This is a genomic window from Blastococcus xanthinilyticus, from assembly GCF_008124835.1.
Taxonomy (GTDB): Bacteria; Actinomycetota; Actinomycetes; order Mycobacteriales; family Geodermatophilaceae; genus Blastococcus; species Blastococcus xanthinilyticus.
On record NZ_VNHW01000015.1, the window covers coordinates 53944 to 74414 of the forward strand.

Sequence of the window (20471 nt, forward strand, 5' to 3'; positions counted from 1 at the left end):
GCCGCAAGCTCGTGCTCCGAGTGCCCTGCGCACTCGGAGCACGAGCTTCCGGCGGAGTGCTACAGACGCTGGTCGAGGCGGTGGTAGGCCGCGCTCCACCGCAGCTCCTTGGCCAGCGAGCGCCGCGTCGTGTGGGCGTCGATGAGCACCAGCTCGGTCGCGAACACCTCGGCCAGGTCGGTGAGCTCGTCGGCCCCCAGCTGGGTGGTCAGCACCGTGTGGTGCGGGCCGCCCGCGGTCAGCCAGCCCTCGGTGGAGGTGGCGAAGTCCGGCCGCGGCTCCCACACCGCCCGCGCCACCGGCAGGTTCGGCAGCGGCTCCGACGGCGGGACGACGTCGATCTCGTTGGCCACCCAGCGGAACCGGTCCCCCAGGTCCGCCCAGCCGACGACGACGCCCTCGCCGGGCGCGGCGTCGAACACCAGCCGGGCGGGGTCCTCCCGGCCGCCGATCGACAGCGGGTGCACCTCCAGCCGCGGCCGCTCCCCGGCGATGGTCGGGCAGACCTCGAGCATGTGCGCACCGAGGATCTTCGGCCGCTCGGACACCAGGTCGTAGGTGTAGTCCTCCATGAACGACGTGCCGCCCGGCAGGCCGGCCGCCGCCGACTTCAGCACCCGCAGCAGCGCCGCGGTCTTCCAGTCGCCCTCGCCGCCGAAGCCGTAGCCGTCGGCCATCAGCCGCTGCACCGCGAGGCCCGGGAGCTGGCGGAGGCCGCCCAGGTCCTCGAAGTTGGTGGTGAAGGCGCCGAACCCGCCGTCGGTGAGGAACCGGCGGAGCGCCAGCTCGATCCGCGCCTGGTAGCGGACCGAGTCGTGCTGGGCGCCACCGGGCCGGACGTCGGCGGACAGCTCGTACAGGTCGCCGTACTCCTGCACCAGCGCGTCGACGTCGGCCTCGGCGACCTGGTCGACCACCGCTACCAGGTCGTTGACGCCCCAGGTGTTGACCGACATCCCGAACCGGATCTGCGCCTCGACCTTGTCGCCCTCGGTCACGGCGACGTCGCGCATGTTGTCGCCGAACCGGGCGAGCTTCAGCTCGCGGGCGGCCGCGACGCCGGTGGCCGCCCGGACCCAGGAGCCGACCCGCGTCCGCACGGCGGGGTCGTCCACGTGGCCGGCGACCGTCGTGCGCGGCTGCCGCAGGCGGGTGAGCAGGAACCCGTGCTCGCGGTCGCCGTGGGCGGCCTGGTTGAGGTTCATGAAGTCCATGTCGATCGTCGCCCACGGCAGGGCGGCGTCGGCCTGCGTGTGCAGGTGCAGCAGCGGTTTGCGCAGCGCGTCGATCCCGGCGATCCACATCTTGGCCGGCGAGAAGGTGTGCATCCAGGTGATGACGCCGAGGCAGGCGGCGTCCTCGTTGGCCTCCCCCATGATCCGGCGGATGGCCGAGGCGTCGGTGAGCACCGGCTTCCAGACCACGCGGACCGGCACCTCGCCGGCCCCGTCGAGGGCGGCGGAGACCCGCCGCGACTGCTCGGCGACCTGCTGGAGCGTCTCCTCGCCGTACAGCCCCTGGCTTCCGGTGAGGAACCAGACCTCGCGGGCTTCGAACGGGGCAGTCACAGGGAAGTCCTCCATCAGCGTTGTCCGTACACGTTCTGGTAGCGCTCGTAGAGCGAGTCGATGTCCGCCTGGGCGATCGGGATGGGCTCGCCGAGCTGGCGGGAGAGGTGCACGGTGCGGGCGACGTCCTCGGTCATGACCGCCGCCTTCACCGCGGCCCTGGCATCGCGGCCGATCGTGAAGACGCCGTGGTTCTGCATGAGCACCGCCGGCGAGCGGGAGCCCGCCAGCGTCGCGACGACGCCCTGGCCGATCGAGTCGTCGCCGATCAGCGCGAAGGGGCCGACCGGGATCGGGCCGCCGAACTCGTCGGCCATCGCCGTCAGCACGCAGGGGATCTCCTCGCCGCGCGCCGCCCAGGCCGCGGCATACGGGCTGTGGGTGTGCACCTGGCCCCCCACGTCGGCCCGGTGCCGGTAGACGTAGGCGTGCGCGGCGGTGTCCGACGACGGCGCCTTGACCCCGTCGACGACGTTCCCGTCGAGATCGCAGACGGTGATGCCCTCCCAGGTCAGCTCGTCGTAGGAGACGCCGCTGCCCTTGATGACGAACCGGTCCTCCCCCGGGACGCGGGCCGAGACGTTGCCCGCCGTCCAGGTGACCAGTGCGTAGCGGGTCAGCTCGCCGTGCAGCGCGGCGACGTGCTCGCGCAGCTCCCGGTGGGTCCCCCGCTCGGTCAGGGTGGCGGTCATCCGATTCCTCCTCGCTGGGCCGGGCCCACGTGCTCGACGGCGGCCCGCTCGACGGGGAGCCCGTCGACGTACCGCTGCATGAAGGCGTCGAAGCCCGCGACGTCGGCCGGATCCGGGTCGACGGTCTCCAGGCCGGCGCCGGCGAAGACCTCCGTGTCCAGGTAGTCGGACAGGCTCCGCTCCGGCGCGCGGGCGGCGGCGAAGGCGGCCAGGACGGCGATCCCCCAGGCGCCCCCCTCGCCGGCGACGTCGCCGACGGACACCGGGGTGTCGATCGCCGCGGCCAGGAAGCGCTGGCCGACGCCCGCGGTCTTGAACAGGCCGCCGTGGGCGAACATGCGGTCCAGCCGCACCCCCTCGGCCTTCTGCAGGACGTCCATGCCGATCCGGAGCGTGGCCAGGGACGCGTACAGGTGCGTCCGCATGAACGAACCCAGGTCGAGCCGGCTGTCCGGCGACCGCAGGAAGAGCGGCCGGCCCTCGTGGAAGCCGGTGATCGGCTCCCCCGAGAGGTAGTTGTAGGCCAGCATGCCGCCGCCGTCGCGCGCTCCGGTCAGGGCGGCGCGGAACAGCGCCCCGAAGACCGCGGAGGGGTCGGCCTCGGCGCCCATCGCACGGGCGAACTCGGTGAACAGCCCGGCCCAGGCGTCCAGCTCGCTCGCCCCGTTGTTGCAGTGCACCATCGCCACCGGGTCGCCGGCCGGCGTGGTGACCAGGTCGAGCTCGCGGTGCGGGCGGCCGAGCTCCCGTTCGAGCACCACCATGGCGAAGATGCTGGTGCCGGCGGAGACGTTGCCGGTGCGCGGGGCGACCGAGTTGGTGGCGACCATGCCGGTGCCCGCGTCGCCCTCCGGAGGGCAGAGCGGGACGCCCGGCCGCAGCCGCCCGGACGGGTCGAGCAGCCGCGCGCCCGCCTGGGTGAGCGCCCCGGCCTGCCGACCGGCGACGGCGATCTCCGGCAGCACCTCCGCCAGCGTCAGCTCGACGCCGGCCTCGGCGGCCAGCTCGTCGAAGCGGGCCAGCATCGCGGCGTCGTACCCGCCGGTCGCGCCGTCGATCGGCACCATGCCGCTCGCGTCGCCGATGCCGAGGACCCGCTCCCCGGTGAGCTGCCAGTGCACGTAGCCGGCCAGGGTCGTCAGGTGGTCGAGGCGGGCGACGTGCTCCTCGCCGTCCAGGATCGCGTGGTAGAGGTGCGCGACGCTCCAGCGGTGCGGGATGTTGACGCCGAACTCGGCGCTGAGCCGCTCGGCCGCCCGGCCGGTGTTCGTGTTGCGCCAGGTGCGGAACGGCGCGAGCAGTGCACCGCCGGCGTCGAACGCGAGGTAGCCGTGCATCATCGCCGACACACCGAGGGCGCCCACCGACTCGAGCCCGACGCCGTGGCGTTCCCGCAGGTCCTCGGCCAGCGCGGCGACGCTCTGCTGCACGCCCGACCAGACGGCGTCCAGCGAGTAGGTCCACACGCCGTCCACCAGCTGGTTCTCCCAGTCGGAGCTGCCGACGGCGAGCGGCGCGTGGTCCGGGCCGATCAGCACCGCCTTGATCCGGGTCGACCCCAGCTCGATCCCCAGGGCCGTGCGGCCGCCGGCGTCCGCGTGCTGGCCCATCTGGTTCCCTCCGTCGCGGTTGTGAGCGCTCACATCAGCCTGCCATGCCCACCGGCGGCCCGGCGCTCGCCCGGACGACCAGGGTGGGAGGCACCGGCTCGGGGTGCGGGTCCTCGCCGCGCAGCCGGCCCAGCAGGAGGTCCACGCCGCGGCGTCCGAGCTCGGCGAAGTCCTGCCGGATGGTGGTGAGCGGCGGCACGAAGTAGGGCGCCTCGGGCAGGTCGTCGAAGCCGATCAGGCTCACGTCCCCGGGCACGGACAGCCCTGCCTCGTGCAGCGCCGCCAGCAGCCCCAGGCTCATCTGGTCGTTGGCGGAGAACACCGCGGTGATCTCCTCACCCGCCCGACGCCGGGCCACCAGGGCCTCCCCGGCGGCGTACCCGGAGGCCGGCGTCCAGTCGCCCCGCGGCAGCGCGTCCGGCACCGGCGCACCGGCGTCACCCAGCTCGGCGAGCCAGCCGTCCGTCCGGCCCCGGGCCTCCTGGGAGTCGGCCGGACCCGGCAGGTGGTGCACCGTCCGGTGCCCCAGGTCGAGCAGGTGCCGGACCGCCATCCGGGCCCCGGCCTCCTGGTCGATGGCCACGGCCGGCCGGTCGTCGGCACCGCCCACCTGGACCGCCACGAGGGGGACCGGCGGCGCCAGCCGGCTGAGCGCGTCGGCCGCGTCGTCGTAGGTGGACAGCGCGACGACCGCGTCCACCCCGTGGGCGACCAGGTCGTCGACCGCCGTCCGCATCGCCTCGGCGGTGGCCTCGTCGAGGATCGTGACCGACAGCGCGTACCCGGCCGCCCGGGCCGCCTTCTCCAGGCCGATCATCGTCTGGGCCGGCCCGTACTGGGCGATGTTCACCGTGACCAGCCCGAGGGTGCGGCTGGACCCGGTGACCAGCGCCCGGGCGGCCCGGTTGGGGCGGTACCCGAGCTCGGCGATCGCCCGCTGCACCCGTTCCCGCGTGAGCGGGGCGACGCTCGGGTGCCCGTTGATCACCCGCGACACGGTCTGGTACGAGACGCCGGCACGGGTGGCGACGTCCGCCAGCCCGGGGGCACGGCCCCCCGCCACCTCCGCTACCACGAGACCTCCCTGCTGCTGCCCGGAAGGACCGGGGCGATGCCTCCGCCGGTCAGCGGGAGGCGCCGGCGCGACGCTTGTTGTAGACGTCGAACGCTACGGCCAGCAGGAGGACCAGGCCCTTGACCACCATCTGGACCTGCTGCTCGATGCCCATGAGCTGCATGCCGTTGGTCATCACGGCCATGATCAGGCCGCCCACCATGGCGCCGACCACGGTGCCCACGCCGCCGGTCACGGCCGCACCGCCGATGAAGGCGGCGGCGATGGCGTCGAGCTCGAACATCTCACCCGCGGCGGGCTGGGCGCCGTTCATGCGGGAGGAGTAGATGATCCCGGCGATCGCGGCCAGGAAGCCCATGTTGACGAAGATCCAGAAGTTGACCTTCTTGACCTTGACGCCCGACAGCATGGCCGCCGGCAGGTTGCCGCCGATCGCGTACACCTGGCGGCCGAAGACCGTCCGGGTGGTCACCAGCCCGTACACGAGCACCAGGACGGCGAGCACGATCAGCACGATCGGCAGGCCGCGCGAGTGCGCCAGCTGCCAGGCGAACGCCATGACGACGACGCCGACGGCCACCACCTTGAGGAGGAACAGGTCGAGGCTCTCGACCGGCTGGTCGTAGCGGATCCGCGCCGTGCGGGCCCGCCAGCCGCTGACGGCGTACCCGGCCACCGCGACCGCGCCGATCAGCAGGGTGAAGGCGTCGTAGCCGTAGCCGCCGAGCAGGCCGTTGAGGAAGCCGGTGGCGATCCGGCCGTACTCGCGCGGGAACGGCGAGAGCGAGACGTTGTCGAGGACCTGCAGGGTCAGGCCGCGGAACAGCAGCATGCCGGCGAGGGTGACGATGAACGCCGGGATGCCGACGTAGGCGACCCAGAGGCCGTGCCACGCCCCCACGGCGATGCCGACCGCGAGCGCGGCCACGATGCCGACCCAGTACGGCATGCCCTGCTGGATGACCAGCACCGCCGACACCGCGCCGGTGAGGGCGACCACGGACCCGACGGAGAGGTCGATGTGCCCGGCGATGATCACGATCACCATGCCGATGGCCAGTACCAGGATGTAGGAGTACTGGAGCACCATGTTGGTCAGGTTGTCGGGGCTCAGCGAGTCGCCGCCGGTGAGGACCGCGAAGAGGGCGACGATCGCCACGAAGGCGATGTAGATGCCGCTGGTGCGCAGGTTCGCGGTGACCAGTCCCAGCAGGCCACCACCCTTCGCGCGCTCCTTGTCCTGCTGCGCGGCGCCCGGGGCCGGGGTGATCTCCTCGGTCTGCGGCACGGTCTTGGTCACGCCGCGACCTCCTTGTCCTGGGTCATGAGCTCCATGAGGTTCTCCTGGGTCGCCTCGCGCACGGGCAGCTGACCGGTGATCCGGCCGGCGGAGAGGGTGTAGATGCGGTCGCAGATGCCCAGCAGCTCGGGCAGCTCCGAGGAGATGACGACGACGGCCTTCCCGTCGGCCACCAGCCGGTTGATGATCGTGTAGATCTCGTACTTGGCGCCGACGTCGATGCCCCGCGTCGGCTCGTCGAGGATGAGGACCTCGGGGTCGGTGTACAGCCACTTGGACAGCACGACCTTCTGCTGGTTGCCGCCCGAGAGCTTGCCCACGACGGACGAGACCGTCGGCGCCTTGATGTTCATGCTGCGCCGGCTGGCCTCGGCGACCTTGGTCTCCTCGTTCCCGTTCACCCAGCCCCGGCGGGAGAGCTTGCCGAGCGCCGCGGCGGAGACGTTGCGCCGGATGTCCTCGATGAGGTTCAGGCCGTAGTGCTTGCGGTCCTCGGTGGCGTACGCGATGCCGTGGTCGATCGCCTCGGGGACGGAGCGCGCCCGGACCTCCTTGCCGTGCACGAAGAGGCGACCGGAGATGTTGCGCCCCCACGACCGGCCGAAGATGCTCATCGCCAGCTCGGTGCGCCCGGCTCCCATCAGCCCGGCGATGCCGACCACCTCGCCGGCGCGGACGTCGAAAGCGGCGCCGTCGACGACCTTGCGGTCCTGGGAGGGGTGCCAGACCGTCCAGTCCTCGACCCGCAGCACCTCCTCGCCGGGATGCGAGGCGCGCTCGGGGTAGTAGCTGTCGAGGTCGCGGCCGACCATGCCGCGGATGATCCGGTCCTGGGTGACCTCGCCGGCGGCCATGTCCAGGGTCTCGACGGTCCGACCGTCGCGGATGACGGTGACCCGGTCGGCGATGGTGATGATCTCGCCCAGCTTGTGCGAGATCATGATGCAGGTGATGCCTCGTTCCCTCAGGTCGCGGAGCAGCCCGAGCAGGTGCTCGGAGTCGGTGTCGTTGAGCGCGGCCGTGGGCTCGTCGAGGATGAGCAGCCGCACGTTCTTCGACAGCGCCTTGGCGATCTCGACCAGCTGCTGCTTGCCGACGCCGAGCTGGCCGACCGGCGTCTCGGGGTTCTCGCGCAGGCCCACCGACCGCAGCAGCGTCTCCGCCTCGGAGTGCGCGCGGTTCCAGTCGATGAGGCCGGCGCGGCCGCGCCGCTCGTTGCCGAGGAAGATGTTCTCGGCGATGGAGAGGTACGGGACCAGCGCCAGCTCCTGGTGGATGATCACGATCCCCACCTGCTCGCTGTCCCGGATGCCGCCGAAGGACACCGGATCACCGTCGTAGACGATCTCGCCGTCGTAGCTGCCGGCCGGGTACACGCCCGACAGCACCTTCATCAGGGTGGACTTGCCCGCCCCGTTCTCCCCGCAGATCGCGTGGATCTCACCGGTGCGGACCGCGAGGTTGACGTCCTCCAGCGCCTTGACGCCGGGGAAGGTCTTGGTGATGGAACGCATCTCCAGGATGTTGCCCATGGGACTCCGTCGTCCTCCGTGCTGGCTCGCCACGGTGCTGGTCGGTCACGGTGCTGGTCGGTCACGGTGCTGGTCGGTCACGGCCTGGTGCCTGGTGCCCGGTCGGGCTCGGCGGCGGAAACGCGGCGCCGAGCCCGACCGGTCGTGCGGGGGTGGTGTCGAGCAGGTCGGTCAGCCGGCGGTCTGGCCGGCCGCGACCTCCTCGGCGGTGTAGTAGCCGGAGTCGACCAGGACCTGGGTGATGTTGTCCTTGGTCACCGTCTCCACCGGGAGCAGGTACGACGGGACGACCTTCATCCCGTTGTTGTAGCTCTCGGTGTCGTTGGGCTCGGGCTCCTCGCCCTCCAGGTAGGCCTGGGCCGCCGCGACGGCCTGCTCGGCCAGCAGGCGGGTGTCCTTGAAGATCGTCGAGTACTGCACCTCGTCGTCGATCAGCTTGACCGAGGCGATCTCGGCGTCCTGACCGGTCACGATGGGCATCGGCTTGCCCGACGCGGTGATCGTCGGGCCGTAACCGGAGTTCTCCAGGGCGGTGATGATGCCGCGGGACAGCCCGTCGTAGGGCGAGAGGACGCCGTTGAGCACCGTCCCACCGCTGTAGGTGGAGGTCAGCAGGTCCTCCATGCGCCGCTGCGCGCCCTCCTGCGACCAGCGCAGGATGGCTGCCTGCTCGATGCCGGTCTGCCCGGACGGGACGACCAGCGTGCCGTCGTCGATCAGCGGCTGCAGGACCGGCATGGCGCCGTCCCAGAAGAAGTGCGCGTTGTTGTCGTCCAGCGAACCGGCGAACAGCTCGATGTTGAACGGCCCCGCGGCGTCGGTGCGCTCACCGTTCTCGTCGAGGACGCCGAGGCCCTTGAGCAGCGATTCGCCCTGGGCGACCCCGACCTTGAAGTTGTCGAAGCTGACGTAGAAGTCGACGTTGTCGGTGTCGCGGATCAGCCGGTCGTAGGAGATGACCGGGATGCCCTTCGCGGCGGCGTTGTCGAGCTGGCTGCTCAGCGCCGTGCCGTCGATGGCGGCGACGATCAGGGCGTCGACGCCCTGGGTGATCATCGTGTCGATCTGCTGGGCCTGGGTCGGGATGTCGTCGTTGGCGTACCGCAGCTCGACGTCGTAACCCGCCTCCTGCAGCTGCTCCTCGACGTTCTCGCCGTCGGCGATCCAGCGCTCGGAGGTCTGCGTCGGCATCGAGACGCCGATCGACAGGTCCTCCGGATCCGCGTTCGCGGTGTCGGTGGTGCTGCCGGCGCCCTCGCCGCCACAGGCCGCCAGGGTGAGCGCCAGAGTGGCGCCCAGTGTGGTCAGACCGAGCCGCTTGCTCACATTGGCCTCCTCGTCGAAGCTTCTGCCGCCGAGCCTCGGCGCCCAGACCCGCAGCTGCGGGTGACCAAATGTGAGCGTTCACAACTGGGGCCGTCAAGGGGTCGGTACGTTACGGTCGCGTAACGCTGCCGCCATCCGCCGGCCAAGTGCGGTGGGAGATCGATCGCTCACCGGGCCTGCCCCGACCGGCGGCGGGACGCCCGCCTGCACCGGCTTCGAGGGTGGCCGGTCGGCGGCGCGGGGGCGGGCATGCTCCTGCTGGGCAGCGGCCTGGTGGCCGCCGTCCGCCGGCGCGGCTGACCGCCGTCCCGCCCGGTCACCGGCCGCTCGCTCTGAGGTGTGTTGCCGGAAGCTCGTGCTCTGAGTGCCCTGCGCACCCAGAGCACGAGCTTCCGGGGAGGACCACGGTCGCGTCGACACACGGCAGCGCCGGGGCGGGTCACCGACCGCGCCGCGCCCCCGCGACCAGGGCGCCGGCGGCGAGGGCGGCCACCGCCAGGCAGAGCACCGCGTAGCCGACCGGGGCGTCGGTGAAGAACAGCAGCACACCGGCCACCCCGCACACGAGCAGCACGAGCGCCGCGACGAACCCGAGCACGGTGCGGCGGGAACCCGGCGGCGGCGCGAACGCCCCGGCGGCCGTGGTGTCGGCGCCGGGTGGCGGCGCGCCGCCGGGTCCCGGGGCTCGGCGCGGATCCTCCATGGCCGGATCGCCTACCCGCCGCGCGGAGGCCCATGCGTTCCCGGGCCCGACCCGGGCCCGGGAACGCAGGCGCCTCAGCGCAGGGTGATCTGGCGGGAGAGCAGGCCGGCGCGGGAGCGACGCTCGTCGGCGGTGAGCGGCGCGGTCTCGGTCAGGGCCTGCTCCAGCCGGGTCTGGAACTCCGTCGCCGGAGCGATCCACTCCTCGGCCGGGGTGTCGGCGGGGAGGTCCCACACCGGCACCACGAGGCCGTGGGCCCGGAAGGCCCCGGCGTAGCGGGTGCCCTCCCCCAGCAGGATCTGCTCGGCGGCCGACAGCCGGGCGAGCGCGTCGAGCAGCCGGTCCTCCTCCTCCGGGCGGACCCAGCGCAGGTGCGCGCGCTCGTTGCCCGGGCGCACCCAGTAGGCCGCGCCGAGCCCGTCGAGGCGGACCGTGGGCAGGATCGCCTCGTTGGCCTGCCGCAGCCCGGCACGGGCGGCCGCACCGGGCTCGGTGCCCTCCAGCCAGAAGTCGAAGCTGTCGTGCACGGTCACCTCGAGCGGCGCCGTCAGGTCGAGGATCTCCTGCAGCCGCGGACCGGCCGAGCCGGCGCCCCCGATCGGGCCGGGCTCGACCGGCGCGCCGGCCGGGGCCTCCAGGGCAGCGGCGACGGCGGTGCCGAGGTCGCGGCTGACGTCGTCCGACGACGTCGGCAGCTGGGCGCCGACCAGGATCTCCCCGTTGGCGCGCACCAGCGCCGGGGCGCCGCCGGGCAGCACGCTGGCCAGCGTGACCTCGCGCCCCTCCGTCGTCCGCAGCTTCGCCGTCGCCGCGGGGACCAGCTCCCGCAGGGCCACCCAGTCGGCCTCGCCCGGCAGGCCCTCGAACGGCCGCGTGACCGGCGGGGCGTAGCCGGAGCCGTGGCAGTGCTTGTAACGACGGCCCGAGCCGCAGGGGCACGGCGCCTTGGGGTTGATGCCCTCCGGCGCGACGGCGGCCGGGGCGGAGGAGCGCTTGCGGGAAGCCATGCGCGGAAGGGTATGCGGCCCGCCTCCGCGCCCGCCGTTGCCTACGCTCCCCGGCGTGACCGCAGCAGTCCTCGACCTCTCCGCACCCTCCGTCGTCGCCGACCCGTACCTGGCGTTCGCGCAGGCCCGGGCCCAGGCGCCGGTGCAGTGGCACGAGGGGCTGGGGCTGTGGCTGGCGTTCACCCACGCCGAGGCCAACGCCGTGCTGCGCGACCGGCGGCTGGGGCGGATCTGGGCCGACCGGGAACCGGCCGACCGGTTCGCCGACTTCAACCTGATCCACCGCAACGCCATCCTGGAGATGGAGCCGCCGGACCACACCCGGCTGCGCCGGCTGATCACCAGCGCCTTCGCCCGCGGCCACGTGGAGCGGCTGCGGCCGTGGGTGCAGGAGCTGGCCGGGGAGCTGGCCGACGGCCTGGTCGAGCGGTCGGCCGGCACCGAGCCCGTCGACGTGCTCTCGGGGATGGCCGAGGAGCTCCCGGTCGCGGTCATCGCCGAGCTGCTGGGCGTGCCGGACGCCGACCGGCCGCTGCTGCGGCCGTGGTCGAACGCGATCGTGAAGATGTACGAGTACGGCCGGACGGCGCAGGTCGAGCAGGACGCCGAGCGGGCCGCCGCCGAGTTCGTCGGCTACCTGCGCGCGCTGGCCGCCGAGCGCCGCCGGGCGCCGGGTGAGGACCTGCTCTCCCACCTGGTGGGCGTCCGCGACTCCGACGGTGACCGGCTCACCGAGGACGAGCTGGTGACCACCTGCATCCTGCTGCTCAACGCCGGCCACGAGGCGACCGTGAACGTCAGCGGCAACGGGCTGCTGGCGCTGCTCACCCACCCCGACCAGCTTCGGCGGCTGCGCGCGGACCCGGCGCTGCTGCCCACGGCGATCGAGGAGCTGATGCGCTTCGACTCGCCGCTCCAGCTCTTCGAGCGCACCGCCACCGCCGACGTGGCGATCGGCGGGGTCACCGTCGAGCGCGGCCAGAAGATCGCGGCGCTGCTCGGCTCGGCGAACCACGACCCGGCCGTGTTCGAGGCACCGGAGACCCTGGACGTCGGCCGCACCGACAACCCGCACATCTCCTTCGGCGCCGGCATCCACTTCTGCATCGGCGCCCCCCTGGCCCGCATGGAGCTGCAGGCCACCTTCGGCGCGCTGCTCGACCGGACGTCGTCCCTCGAGCTGGGCGCCGACCCGGTGCGCCGGCCGGAGTTCGTCATCCGCGGGCTGGCCACGCTGCCCGTCGTCCTCACGCCGTGACGTGACCGCCGACGAGGTGCTGGCCCGGCTGCGCGCGCTCGCCGAGCCCGCCCGGCTGCCGGGCATGGCGCGCTACGGCATCGCGACCGAGCACGCCTGGGGTGTGACGGTCGGGGAGCTGCGTGCCGTGGCGAAGGAGACCGGCCGCGACCGCGGCCTCGCCGCGCAGCTGTGGGACAGCGGCGTGCACGAGGCGCGCATCCTCGCCTCTCTCCTGGACGACCCCGCGCTGGTCGACGACGCGCAGTTCGAGCGGTGGGCCGCCGGGTTCGACTCCTGGGACCTCTGCGACCAGGTGTGCCAGAACCTCCTCCGGTACGCGCCACCGGCGTGGGCGAAGGCCGTCGAGTGGACGACGCGGCCCGAACCCCTGGTGAAGCGGGCCGGGTTCACACTGATGGCGGGCCTGGCCGTGGCGGAGAAGCGGACCGACGACGAGCGGTTCGCCGTCCTGCTCGCGCCGCTGGTCGCCGGCGCGGACGACGACCGACCGCTCGTGCGCAAGGGCGCGAGCTGGGCGCTGCGCGCGATCGGCAAGCGCAGCGCCGGGCTGAACCGGCTGGCGCTCGCGACCGCCGAGCAGCTGCGGGCGGGGGGCGCCGGGGCCCGGTGGGTCGGCACCGACGCGCTGCGGGAGCTGGGCAGCCCCGCGGTCCGGGAACGGCTCGCCCGGCGCGGCTGACCGTCCGCCCCGCCGGGGCACCGTCCTCGCAACGCAGCACGAGGCCGGCCTGCCGGAGGTGAGGCCGGAGCGCACACCGGTACCGGTGGAACGTGAGCGTGGTCACTGGCAGGATCCGGCCATGCGCGGCTTGATGCAGGACTACCCCCTCACGATCGACTCGATCTTCCGGCACGTCGAGCAGCACTACGGCGACGGGACGATCGTCACCAACAACCCCGGGGGCGTGACCCGGGCGACGTACGCGGAGTGGGCCCAGCGCACCCGCAAGCTGGGCGGGGTGCTCGACACCCTCGGCATCAGCGCCGAGGGGCGGGTCGGCACCTTCGGGTGGAACAGCCAGCGCCACCTCGAGCTCTACTTCGCCGCGCCGTGCACCGGCCGGGTGCTGCACACCCTCAACGTGCGCCTGTTCCCCGAGCAGCTGACCTACATCGCCAACCACGCGGAGGACGAGGTCGTCTTCGTCGACCGCAGCGTCCTGCCGCTCTTCTGGCCGCTCGTCGACACCATGACGACGGTCAAGCAGGTCGTGGTCATGGACGACGGCACCGACAACGAGATCCCCGACGACCCCCGCGTCCTGGACTACGAGACGCTGCTGGCCGAGGCGCAGCCGGTCGACTTCGGCGTCACGGACGAGTGGCGCGCCGCCTCCATGTGCTACACGAGCGGCACGACCGGCAACCCCAAGGGCGTCGTCTACTCGCACCGCTCGACGTTCCTGCACACCATGGGCGTGATGGCGCCCAACGCCTTCGGCCTGGGCATCTCCGACGTCGCGATGCCGGTCGTGCCGATGTTCCACGCCAACGCGTGGGGCATCGCGCAGGCCGCCCCCGCCGCCGGCTCCTCGCTGGTCATGCCGGGCGCGCTCATGCAGCCCGAGGCGCTGGCGAAGCTGATCATCGACGAGGGCGTCACCTTCACCGCGGGCGTGCCCACCATCTGGCAGGGCGTCCTCCCCCACCTCGCCGGCAAGCCGCACAAGCTGCGCGACATCGGCTGCGGCGGCTCCGCCGTCCCCAAGGCCCTGTCCGAGGCCTACCGCGAGCAGGTCGGCATCCCGATCCTGCAGGCGTGGGGCATGACCGAGACCCACCCGGTCGCCTCCTCCGGCGTGCTGCCCAATCGGTACCAGGACGCCGACGACGAGACCAAGGCGACCCAGCGGGCCCGCGCGGGCATCCCGTTCCTGGGGGTGGAAGCCCGCATCGTCGACTCCGACACCCTGGAGCCGCAGCCCTGGGACGACACCGCCACCGGCGAGCTGCAGGTGCGCGGGCCGTGGTGCGCGCAGGACTACTACAACCCCGACGCCGGCGTGGAGCTCACCACCGCCGACGGGTGGATGAAGACCGGCGACGTCGCCGCGATGGACGCGTTCGGCTCGATCCGGATCGCCGACCGCACCAAGGACCTCATCAAGTCCGGCGGCGAGTGGATCAGCTCGGTCGACCTGGAGAACGCGATCATGAGCCACCCGGCGGTGAAGGAGGCCGCGGTCGTCGGCATCCCGCACCCGAAGTGGGACGAGCGCCCGCTGGCCTGCGTCGTCCTCAAGGAGGGCGAGACCGCCACGGAGCAGGACATCCTCGAGCACCTCAAGCCGCTGGTGGCCAAGTGGTGGATGCCCGAGGCGGTCGAGTTCATCGACGAGGTGCCCAAGACCAGCGTCGGCAAGTTCTCCAAGAAGGACCTGCGCAGCCGGTTCGCCGAGTACGAGCTGAAGAGCTAGGAACCGGCGGAACTTTCTGCTCCCGTCGACCCGTCGTACCAGCAGGAGGACGGGTCGAGGGGAGGTGGGGCGTGGACCGGGACGAGGAGTTCGCGCGGTTCGTGGACGAGCGCTGGCCGGTGCTCGTCCGCTCCGCCGTGCTGCTCGGCTGCGCCCCGGCCGAGGCCGAGGACCTGGTGCAGACCGCGCTGGTGCGCTGCTACGTCGCCTGGAGCAAGGTGCGGGGCGCGACCAACCGGGACGGCTACGTCTACCGGGTGCTGGTCAACTGCCACCACGACAGCCACCGCCGGCGCTGGCGGCGCGAGCGGCCCACCGACGAGCTGCCCGAGGTGCCCAGCGACGACCTCACCGGGCAGGTGGACGACGCCGACGCCGTCCGCCGGGCGCTGGCCCGGCTCAGCCAGGCGCACCGGGAGGTCGTCGTGCTGCGCTACTACGCGCACCTGGGCGAACAGCAGATCGCCGACGCGCTGCGGATCGCGCCCGGCACGGTCAAGAGCCGGCTCTCCCGCGCACTGGCCCAGTTGCAGACCGATCTGGACGTCGCCGAGCTGCGGGAAGGGAGGGCCTCGTGACCGATCGGGAGACCTCGACGTTGCTGGGGGAGGTGGCCGACCGCGTGCCGGTCGGCCCGGCCCCGGTGGGACAGGTGCTGAAGGCCGGCCGCCGGGCCCGCCGGCGACGGACCGCCGGGATCTCGCTCGTGGCGGCCGCGGGCGTGGCGGCGGTGGTCGGCGGAACGGTCGCCGTCGTCGAGCTGCCCGGCGGGGACGCCGCCTCCGACGCGGCGACCATGATCGCCGAGGAGCCGCGCGAGGGCGGCCCGGAGTCGGCCGACGCCGACACGGGCGCCGGCATGCCGCCGGCGGACGGCGGGGGCTCGGCGGGCAGCGAGCTGTCCCAGATCGCCGAGGACCCGACCGCCGGGCGCACCGGACCGCTCGCGGACACCGCGACGAACTCCTGCGCGCTCGAGTACGGCCCCGCAGCCGTGGGCCGGCTGGACTTCGCGTTCGCCGGCGCGGTCGTGGACATCGGGCCCGCCGTCACGACGCGGTCGGGCCTGCCCGGGCCGCCGGAGGACCTGGTCGGGGTCACCTTCGCCGTGGAGGAGTGGTTCTCCGGCGGATCGGGCGACACGGTGACCGTCGACCTGCCGGCGCCCTACGACCCCGCCTCGGGCAGCAGCACGCCGGGCCCGGTCTACGGCGTCGGGTCGCGCCTGCTGGTCAGCGGCGCCGACCGGTGGGAGGGCCCGCCACGGGAGCCGATCGCCTGGCTGTGCGGCTTCACCCGCTACTACGACGAGGAGACCGCGGCCTCCTGGCGGTGAGCGTCAGCGGACGAAGGGCTCCTCGCCGGTCTCGCTCACCATCGGCTTACCGGCGGCCCCCCACTCACCCATGCCGCCGCCGACGTTCACCGCGTCGTAGCCGTTGGCGTTCAGCCAGGCGGCGACCCGCGCCGACCGGCCGCCACCCCGGCAGGTCACGTACAACGGGTCACCCTCGGGCAGCTCGTCGAGCCGGGCCGGGACGTCGCCCATCGGGATGTGGGTGGCGCCCTCGATGTGGCCGTGCACCCACTCGTCGTCCTCCCGGACGTCGAGCACCACGGCGTCCGCGGGCAGCTCGGTGGCGGGCACGGTCGGGACCTGCTGCGGCATCACGTGGGCCATCGTGGCACACGTGATGCCGCGTCACCGGCGCCGTGGAGCCGGGGCGGCAGCCGCCCCGGCCGGAGCCGATCAGGACCAGGCGCGCCCACGGGCCGGGCCGGCGTCGGCGACAGCGGTCGCGGACGAGCCGGCGGTGACGGCCGTGCCGCCCTGGGCGCTCTTCGGAGCCGCCGTCGCGCCGGCCGCGGAGCCGGCGACGACGGCCGAGGCGATGGCCCCGACGAGCAGGGAGCGACCGAGCACGCTCCGGCCCCGCGGGCGGGCGGAAGTACCAACCGACGAACCTGCGAATCGAGCCACGGCGCACCTCACGGAGGAGAAAGGATGGATGCGGACAACCTGGCAGCACGTGGTCACCGCGCGCAACCGGACCGCTCGGTTCCGTTGCTGATTCGTTAGCACCGACGGTTACTCCCGGCTGACCGGCCGTGCCGAGCGGCGCCTGCCCGGCCCTGCACCGGCTGGCAGGATGAGCCCTGATGACCGCCGCCCCGTTCCCCGTGCGCGAGCCCGCCTGGTCGCTCCCCCGGGCGGCGATCGGCCTCTGGGTGACCGAGAGCGTGATCAGCGCCGTGCTGCTGTGGCTGGGCATCGGCGCCTTCCTGCTCTTCGTCCCCGCCGACGCCGGCGGTCCGGTTCCCGTCCTGCGCTGGGCGCTGCCACTCGCCGGCCTGCTCTACGCCGTCGTGGCGATCGGCGTCCGGCCGTGGTTCAAGCACCGGGTGTACCGCTGGGAGATCACCGGCGAGGCCGCGTACACCCGCACCGGCTGGCTCACCCAGACCTGGACGCTGGTGCCCATCTCGCGCATCCAGACCGTCGACGTCACCCGGGGCGTGCTGCAGCAGCTGTTCGGGCTGGCCACCGTCGCGGTGCTCACGGCCTCCAGCCAGGGCACTGTCCGCATCTGGCACCTCGAGCACGACGTCGCCCAGCGGGTCGCCGACGACCTCGCCTCCCGCGCCGAGCAGGTCCGCGACCGGGCCACGTGACCGCTCCCCCGACGCCCCGCCGCACCTCGCCGCGGATCGTGCTGGTCCACACCGTCACGTTCCGGCAGGCCCGGCAGTTCGTCCCGGCGCTCATCCCGGTCATCGCGGCCACCGGGCTCGACGGCCCGGTCACGATCATCGCCCTCGCCCTGGGCGTCACCCTGTTCTCCCTCGCCGTCGCCGCCGTCTCCTGGTGGCGCTTCGGCTACAGCGACGGCCCGGCCGCGGTGGTGGTCACCCGCGGGCTGCTCTCCCGGTCGGTCCGGACGGTGCCCAACGACCGCATCCGCGGCGTCGAGGTGGAGGCCCCCGCGCTGCACCGGCTCTTCGGGCTGGTCCGCGTGCGGATCGACGCCGCCGCCGGCGCCGCCGGGCAGGAGGAGGAACTCGTCGTCGACGGCGTCACCAGCGCCGAGGGCGACCGGCTGCGGGTCGCCGTCCTCACCCACCAGTCCCCGGCCATCCGGGTCGGCCGCCACGCCGCCGACCCCGAGGACGACGAGGAGGAGCTCTCCCGCTGGGAGAACCGGTGGCTGTTCTTCGCTCCGCTGGTCGGCAGCTACCTGGCGCTGCCGCTGGCCGCGATCGGAGCGCTGTTCCGGCTGGCCGAGGAGCTGCCCGACGACCTGCTCGGCGAGGTGTGGGACCTCGACCTCCCGGCCGGCTGGGTGCTCGGAGCCGTGGCCCTCGGCCTGGTCCTGCTCGTCGTCGCCGGGGCGATCGTGGGCGCGGCCGTCGTGAACTGGCGCTTCCGGCTGGTGCGCCGCGGCGGCTCGCTGATCGCCGTCCGCGGGCTCCTGACCCGCCGGCACACCGAGCTGGAGCTCGACCGGATCCGCGGCGTCACGGTGACCGAGGGGCTGGGCATGCGCCTGGTCGGGGCGGCGCGCGCCGGGGCCCTGGTGACCGGGCTCGGGGACGCCGAGCGGCGCGGGCAGCTGCTCCCGCTCGGCCCGCGCGAGGAGGCGTGGGCGCTGACCCACCGCCTGGCGGGGGACCCCGGGCCGCTGCGCCCCCACCCCCCGGCGGCCTTCCGGCGGCGGGCGCTGCGCGCGCTCTCGGCCGGGCTGCTGGTCAGCGCCGGGGGCGGCGTGCTGATGGCGACGACCGGCCGCTGGGACGTGCTCGCGGTCGGCATCGCCCTGACCCTGCTCGGCATCCCCCTGGCCCGGGGGTACTACACCGCACTGGGCCACACCACCGGCCCGCGGTCGTTCAGCGTGCGGCGGGGCTGGCTGATGCGCGAGCAGGCGGTGCTCGAGCGGCGGGCGGTGGTCGGCTGGCAGGTGCGGCAGACGCTGTTCCAGCGCCGGGCCGGGCTGGCCACCGTCACCGCCTGCGTCGGCGCCGGCAGCGGCGGCTACGCCGCCGTGGACATGGCGGCCACCGACGCCGCGGGTTTCGCCGTCACGGCCTCGGGGCCGTGGGCCGGGGCCCTGGTCGCTCCGCGGGAGAGCTGACCCGGAGGGAAGCGCGCGGGGCGGGGAAAGTGAACCTTTCCTTACCGGTGCTTGTCGATCACGCCCCCGGGTAGCTGGGCGCTCGATGCGCACCCGCCGGCCTCACCGCGCGAGCCCACCGGCCTGCCCGCCGAGGCCGCCGGACTCCGCGCCGAGCCCCACGCGGCCGGCGAGCGCGGCCGCCTCCACCCGCGTCGCCACGTCCAGCCGCTTCAGCAGGTGCGCCACCAGCCGCTTCGTCGTCCGCTCCGAGACGTGCAGCGTCGTCGCGATGTCCACGGTGCTCGCGCCGTCGGCGACCAGCCGCCACAGCCGGCGCTCGTCGGCGGTCAGCTGGTCGGCGATGCTCCGCTCCCCCGTCGGCGCCGCGTCGTCCAGGAGCTGGCGCAGCACCGCCTCCGGCAGCACCGACCAGCCGTCGAGCACCGCGAGCAACGGACGCACCAGCGCCTCCGGGTCGGCGGTCTTGGGCAGGAAGCCGGAGGCGCCCGCCCGCAGCGCCTCGATCGCCGCGTCCGCCTCGGCCAGGCCGGAGAGCGCCACCACCCGCACCAGCGGATCGGCCCGGCGGATCGCCGCGATCGCCCTCGTGCCCCCGGGGGGTGGCATGTGCAGGTCGACGATGGCCACGTCGGCGTGCTGCCGGCGCACCAGCGCGGCGGCCGCCGACGCGTCCTCGGTCGTGCCCACCACCCGCACCCGCCCCTCGCTGAGCCCGGGCAGCAGCAGGCTCAGCCCACGCGTGAACAGCGGGTGGTCGTCGACGACCACCACGTCGACGGGCGGCCTCCGCTCCACGGCGACCGGATCGTCGCTCTGCTCCACATCGCTCCCCACGGTCGGTGCGCCCGCGGCGTCGTCGGCCCGGACACCGAGGAGTTGCCCGTGACCCTGGCCGCCGACACCCGCATCCCGTCCGCAGGCCACGGGCTGCTGGGCGATCTCGCCCGTGTGCTCCGCGCGCACCTGCCGACCCTGCGGCGGGCCCGGGCCGGCGCGGAGGCCGCCAGCCCGCAGGAGGCGGTCGTCCGGGCGCTGTGCCACGACATGCGCACGCCGCTCGCGTCGCTCGAGGCGGTGCTCGGTTCGCTGGACCGCGCCCCCGGGCAGACGCGGGAGCTGCTCGAGCTCGCCCGGGCCCAGACCGCGCACCTGTCCTCGATGCTGCGGACCGCCGACGCCAGCGGCGGCACCGAGCGCCGCACCCGCGGCACCCGCCGGCTCGGGGACGTCGTCCGGGCGGCCGTCGGCTCGGCCGGCCTGCCCCGGGCCCAGCTCACGGTCGACATGCCCGAGGACGCCGCCGACGTCGCCGTCGGGGACGCGCGGGTCCAGCGCATCCTGATCAACCTGCTGGAGAACGCGCACCGCCACGGCCGCGGCGCACCCGTGCGGCTGGAGGTGACCCGCCGCGACGGCTGGGTGCAGCTGGCACTGGGTCAGGCGGGGGTGCCCGCCGACCGGGTCGTCCAGCACCTGTCCACCAGCCGGCCGCCGGTGGACCTGACCGGGCTCGGGCTCTGGTCGGTGCAGCAGCAGACGCGCGAGCTCGGCGGCCGGCTGGTGTGGGCGCACGAGGGGGACCAGTTCGTCCTCACCGTCTGCCTCCCCGACCGGTAGTAGGGGAGAGCGGTCGTGCCGAGTGCGGCCCGGAGGGCTCGGCGCAGGCGCGACGACAGTGCTCAGCGGGGGTCGGGACGGCACGTGGCCGAGCTCGGTCGCGCCGAGTGGGGCCCGGAGGGCTCCGCGCAGGCGCGACGGATCGGCTCCACGGACGTGGGGGCGGCACGTGGTCGCGGTGTCGTCGAGAGGACCACCGTGAACATGGCACCGGGGGGCCACCGGAC

At 73.9% G+C, this 20471-nt stretch carries 20 protein-coding genes; 8 read left to right on the forward strand and 12 right to left on the reverse strand.

What is annotated here, in order from left to right:
• Nucleotides 1-59: 59 nt before the first annotated feature.
• The 9 genes from araA to BD833_RS19160 form a co-directional block, all read right to left on the reverse strand.
• Nucleotides 60-1568, reverse strand: coding sequence for an L-arabinose isomerase (gene araA / locus BD833_RS19120; RefSeq protein ID WP_243737806.1), 1509 nt, complete (start codon nt 1566-1568; stop codon nt 60-62).
• 14 nt (nt 1569-1582) lie between these two features.
• Nucleotides 1583-2260: an L-ribulose-5-phosphate 4-epimerase gene (locus BD833_RS19125; RefSeq protein WP_166534748.1), complete on the reverse strand. Its 678-nt coding sequence runs from the start codon at nt 2258-2260 to the stop codon at nt 1583-1585.
• A complete protein-coding gene (locus BD833_RS19130) occupies nt 2257-3870 on the reverse strand; it encodes a xylulokinase (RefSeq protein WP_166534749.1) in 1614 nt (537 codons plus the stop codon). The genes BD833_RS19125 and BD833_RS19130 overlap by 4 nt, the downstream gene beginning before the upstream one ends.
• A gap of 34 nt (nt 3871-3904) precedes the next feature.
• Nucleotides 3905-4933 (reverse strand): LacI family DNA-binding transcriptional regulator, encoded by a 1029-nt coding sequence (locus BD833_RS19135; RefSeq protein ID WP_243737807.1) that lies wholly within the window; start codon nt 4931-4933, stop codon nt 3905-3907.
• A 61-nt stretch (nt 4934-4994) separates the two neighbouring features.
• On the reverse strand, nt 4995-6245 hold the full coding sequence (mmsB, locus tag BD833_RS19140; protein ID WP_166534750.1) for a multiple monosaccharide ABC transporter permease: 1251 nt from the start codon (nt 6243-6245) through the stop codon (nt 4995-4997).
• The gene (mmsA, locus tag BD833_RS19145) at nt 6242-7759 is read right to left on the reverse strand and encodes a multiple monosaccharide ABC transporter ATP-binding protein (protein ID WP_279536036.1); all 1518 of its coding nucleotides are present in this window, start codon (nt 7757-7759) and stop codon (nt 6242-6244) included. Before mmsA ends, mmsB begins: the two co-directional genes overlap by 4 nt.
• Before the next feature lie 189 nt (nt 7760-7948).
• Nucleotides 7949-9103, reverse strand: coding sequence for a multiple monosaccharide ABC transporter substrate-binding protein (gene chvE, locus BD833_RS19150; protein WP_166534752.1), 1155 nt, complete (start codon nt 9101-9103; stop codon nt 7949-7951).
• A gap of 439 nt (nt 9104-9542) precedes the next feature.
• On the reverse strand, nt 9543-9806 hold the full coding sequence (locus tag BD833_RS19155; RefSeq protein ID WP_166534753.1) for a hypothetical protein: 264 nt from the start codon (nt 9804-9806) through the stop codon (nt 9543-9545).
• A gap of 74 nt (nt 9807-9880) precedes the next feature.
• Entirely contained in the window at nt 9881-10813 is a 933-nt protein-coding gene (locus BD833_RS19160; protein ID WP_166534754.1) for a DUF5926 family protein, read from the reverse strand.
• 55 nt (nt 10814-10868) lie between these two features.
• Here BD833_RS19160 and BD833_RS19165 point away from each other — a divergent pair, with 55 nt between their 5' ends.
• The 5 genes from BD833_RS19165 to BD833_RS19185 all read left to right on the forward strand — a co-directional run bounded on the left by BD833_RS19165 (nt 10869) and on the right by BD833_RS19185 (nt 15827).
• The gene (locus BD833_RS19165; RefSeq protein ID WP_243737808.1) at nt 10869-12071 is read left to right on the forward strand and encodes a cytochrome P450; all 1203 of its coding nucleotides are present in this window, start codon (nt 10869-10871) and stop codon (nt 12069-12071) included.
• Nucleotide 12072: 1 nt separating this feature from the next.
• On the forward strand, nt 12073-12753 hold the full coding sequence (locus BD833_RS19170; protein ID WP_208092770.1) for a DNA alkylation repair protein: 681 nt from the start codon (nt 12073-12075) through the stop codon (nt 12751-12753).
• Nucleotides 12754-12874: 121 nt separating this feature from the next.
• Nucleotides 12875-14491, forward strand: coding sequence for a long-chain fatty acid--CoA ligase (locus BD833_RS19175; RefSeq protein WP_166534756.1), 1617 nt, complete (start codon nt 12875-12877; stop codon nt 14489-14491).
• Between the two features lie 71 nt (nt 14492-14562).
• The gene (locus tag BD833_RS19180; protein ID WP_166534757.1) at nt 14563-15069 is read left to right on the forward strand and encodes a SigE family RNA polymerase sigma factor; all 507 of its coding nucleotides are present in this window, start codon (nt 14563-14565) and stop codon (nt 15067-15069) included.
• A complete protein-coding gene (locus BD833_RS19185) occupies nt 15066-15827 on the forward strand; it encodes a hypothetical protein (protein ID WP_166534758.1) in 762 nt (253 codons plus the stop codon). The genes BD833_RS19180 and BD833_RS19185 overlap by 4 nt, the downstream gene beginning before the upstream one ends.
• Before the next feature lie 3 nt (nt 15828-15830).
• On the opposite strand, the gene BD833_RS19190 is transcribed toward BD833_RS19185, so the two are convergent.
• Both BD833_RS19190 and BD833_RS19195 read right to left on the reverse strand, forming a co-directional pair.
• Nucleotides 15831-16160, reverse strand: coding sequence for a rhodanese-like domain-containing protein (locus BD833_RS19190; protein ID WP_243737813.1), 330 nt, complete (start codon nt 16158-16160; stop codon nt 15831-15833).
• A gap of 81 nt (nt 16161-16241) precedes the next feature.
• On the reverse strand, nt 16242-16415 hold the full coding sequence (locus BD833_RS19195; RefSeq protein WP_166534760.1) for a hypothetical protein: 174 nt from the start codon (nt 16413-16415) through the stop codon (nt 16242-16244).
• A gap of 236 nt (nt 16416-16651) precedes the next feature.
• Between BD833_RS19195 and BD833_RS19200 the strand changes: the two genes are divergently transcribed.
• Nucleotides 16652-17164, forward strand: a complete 513-nt coding sequence (locus tag BD833_RS19200; RefSeq protein WP_166534761.1) for a PH domain-containing protein — start codon at nt 16652-16654, stop codon at nt 17162-17164.
• Complete coding sequence (locus tag BD833_RS19205) at nt 17161-18624, forward strand: PH domain-containing protein (protein WP_166534762.1); 1464 nt, start codon at nt 17161-17163, stop codon at nt 18622-18624. Before BD833_RS19200 ends, BD833_RS19205 begins: the two co-directional genes overlap by 4 nt.
• A 102-nt stretch (nt 18625-18726) precedes the next feature.
• On the opposite strand, the gene BD833_RS19210 is transcribed toward BD833_RS19205, so the two are convergent.
• Nucleotides 18727-19449 (reverse strand): response regulator, encoded by a 723-nt coding sequence (locus tag BD833_RS19210; RefSeq protein ID WP_243737809.1) that lies wholly within the window; start codon nt 19447-19449, stop codon nt 18727-18729.
• A gap of 60 nt (nt 19450-19509) precedes the next feature.
• Between BD833_RS19210 and BD833_RS19215 the strand changes: the two genes are divergently transcribed.
• Entirely contained in the window at nt 19510-20244 is a 735-nt protein-coding gene (locus BD833_RS19215) for a sensor histidine kinase (RefSeq protein WP_166534763.1), read from the forward strand.
• The last annotated feature ends 227 nt before the right edge of the window (nt 20245-20471 follow it).

What these genes read in the sequence shown, in the direction of transcription:
- BD833_RS19155 (WP_166534753.1), bottom strand. Translation starts at nt 9,806, where the DNA reads ATGGAGGATCCGCGCCGAGCCCCGGGACCCGGCGGCGCGCCGCCACCC.
- mmsA (WP_279536036.1), bottom strand. Translation starts at nt 7,759, where the DNA reads ATGCGTTCCATCACCAAGACCTTCCCCGGCGTCAAGGCGCTGGAGGAC.
- BD833_RS19125 (WP_166534748.1), bottom strand. Translation starts at nt 2,260, where the DNA reads ATGACCGCCACCCTGACCGAGCGGGGGACCCACCGGGAGCTGCGCGAG.
- BD833_RS19160 (WP_166534754.1), bottom strand. Translation starts at nt 10,813, where the DNA reads ATGGCTTCCCGCAAGCGCTCCTCCGCCCCGGCCGCCGTCGCGCCGGAG.
- BD833_RS19175 (WP_166534756.1), top strand. Translation starts at nt 12,875, where the DNA reads ATGCGCGGCTTGATGCAGGACTACCCCCTCACGATCGACTCGATCTTC.
- BD833_RS19190 (WP_243737813.1), bottom strand. Translation starts at nt 16,160, where the DNA reads ATGCCGCAGCAGGTCCCGACCGTGCCCGCCACCGAGCTGCCCGCGGAC.
- BD833_RS19200 (WP_166534761.1), top strand. Translation starts at nt 16,652, where the DNA reads ATGACCGCCGCCCCGTTCCCCGTGCGCGAGCCCGCCTGGTCGCTCCCC.
- BD833_RS19130 (WP_166534749.1), bottom strand. Translation starts at nt 3,870, where the DNA reads ATGGGCCAGCACGCGGACGCCGGCGGCCGCACGGCCCTGGGGATCGAG.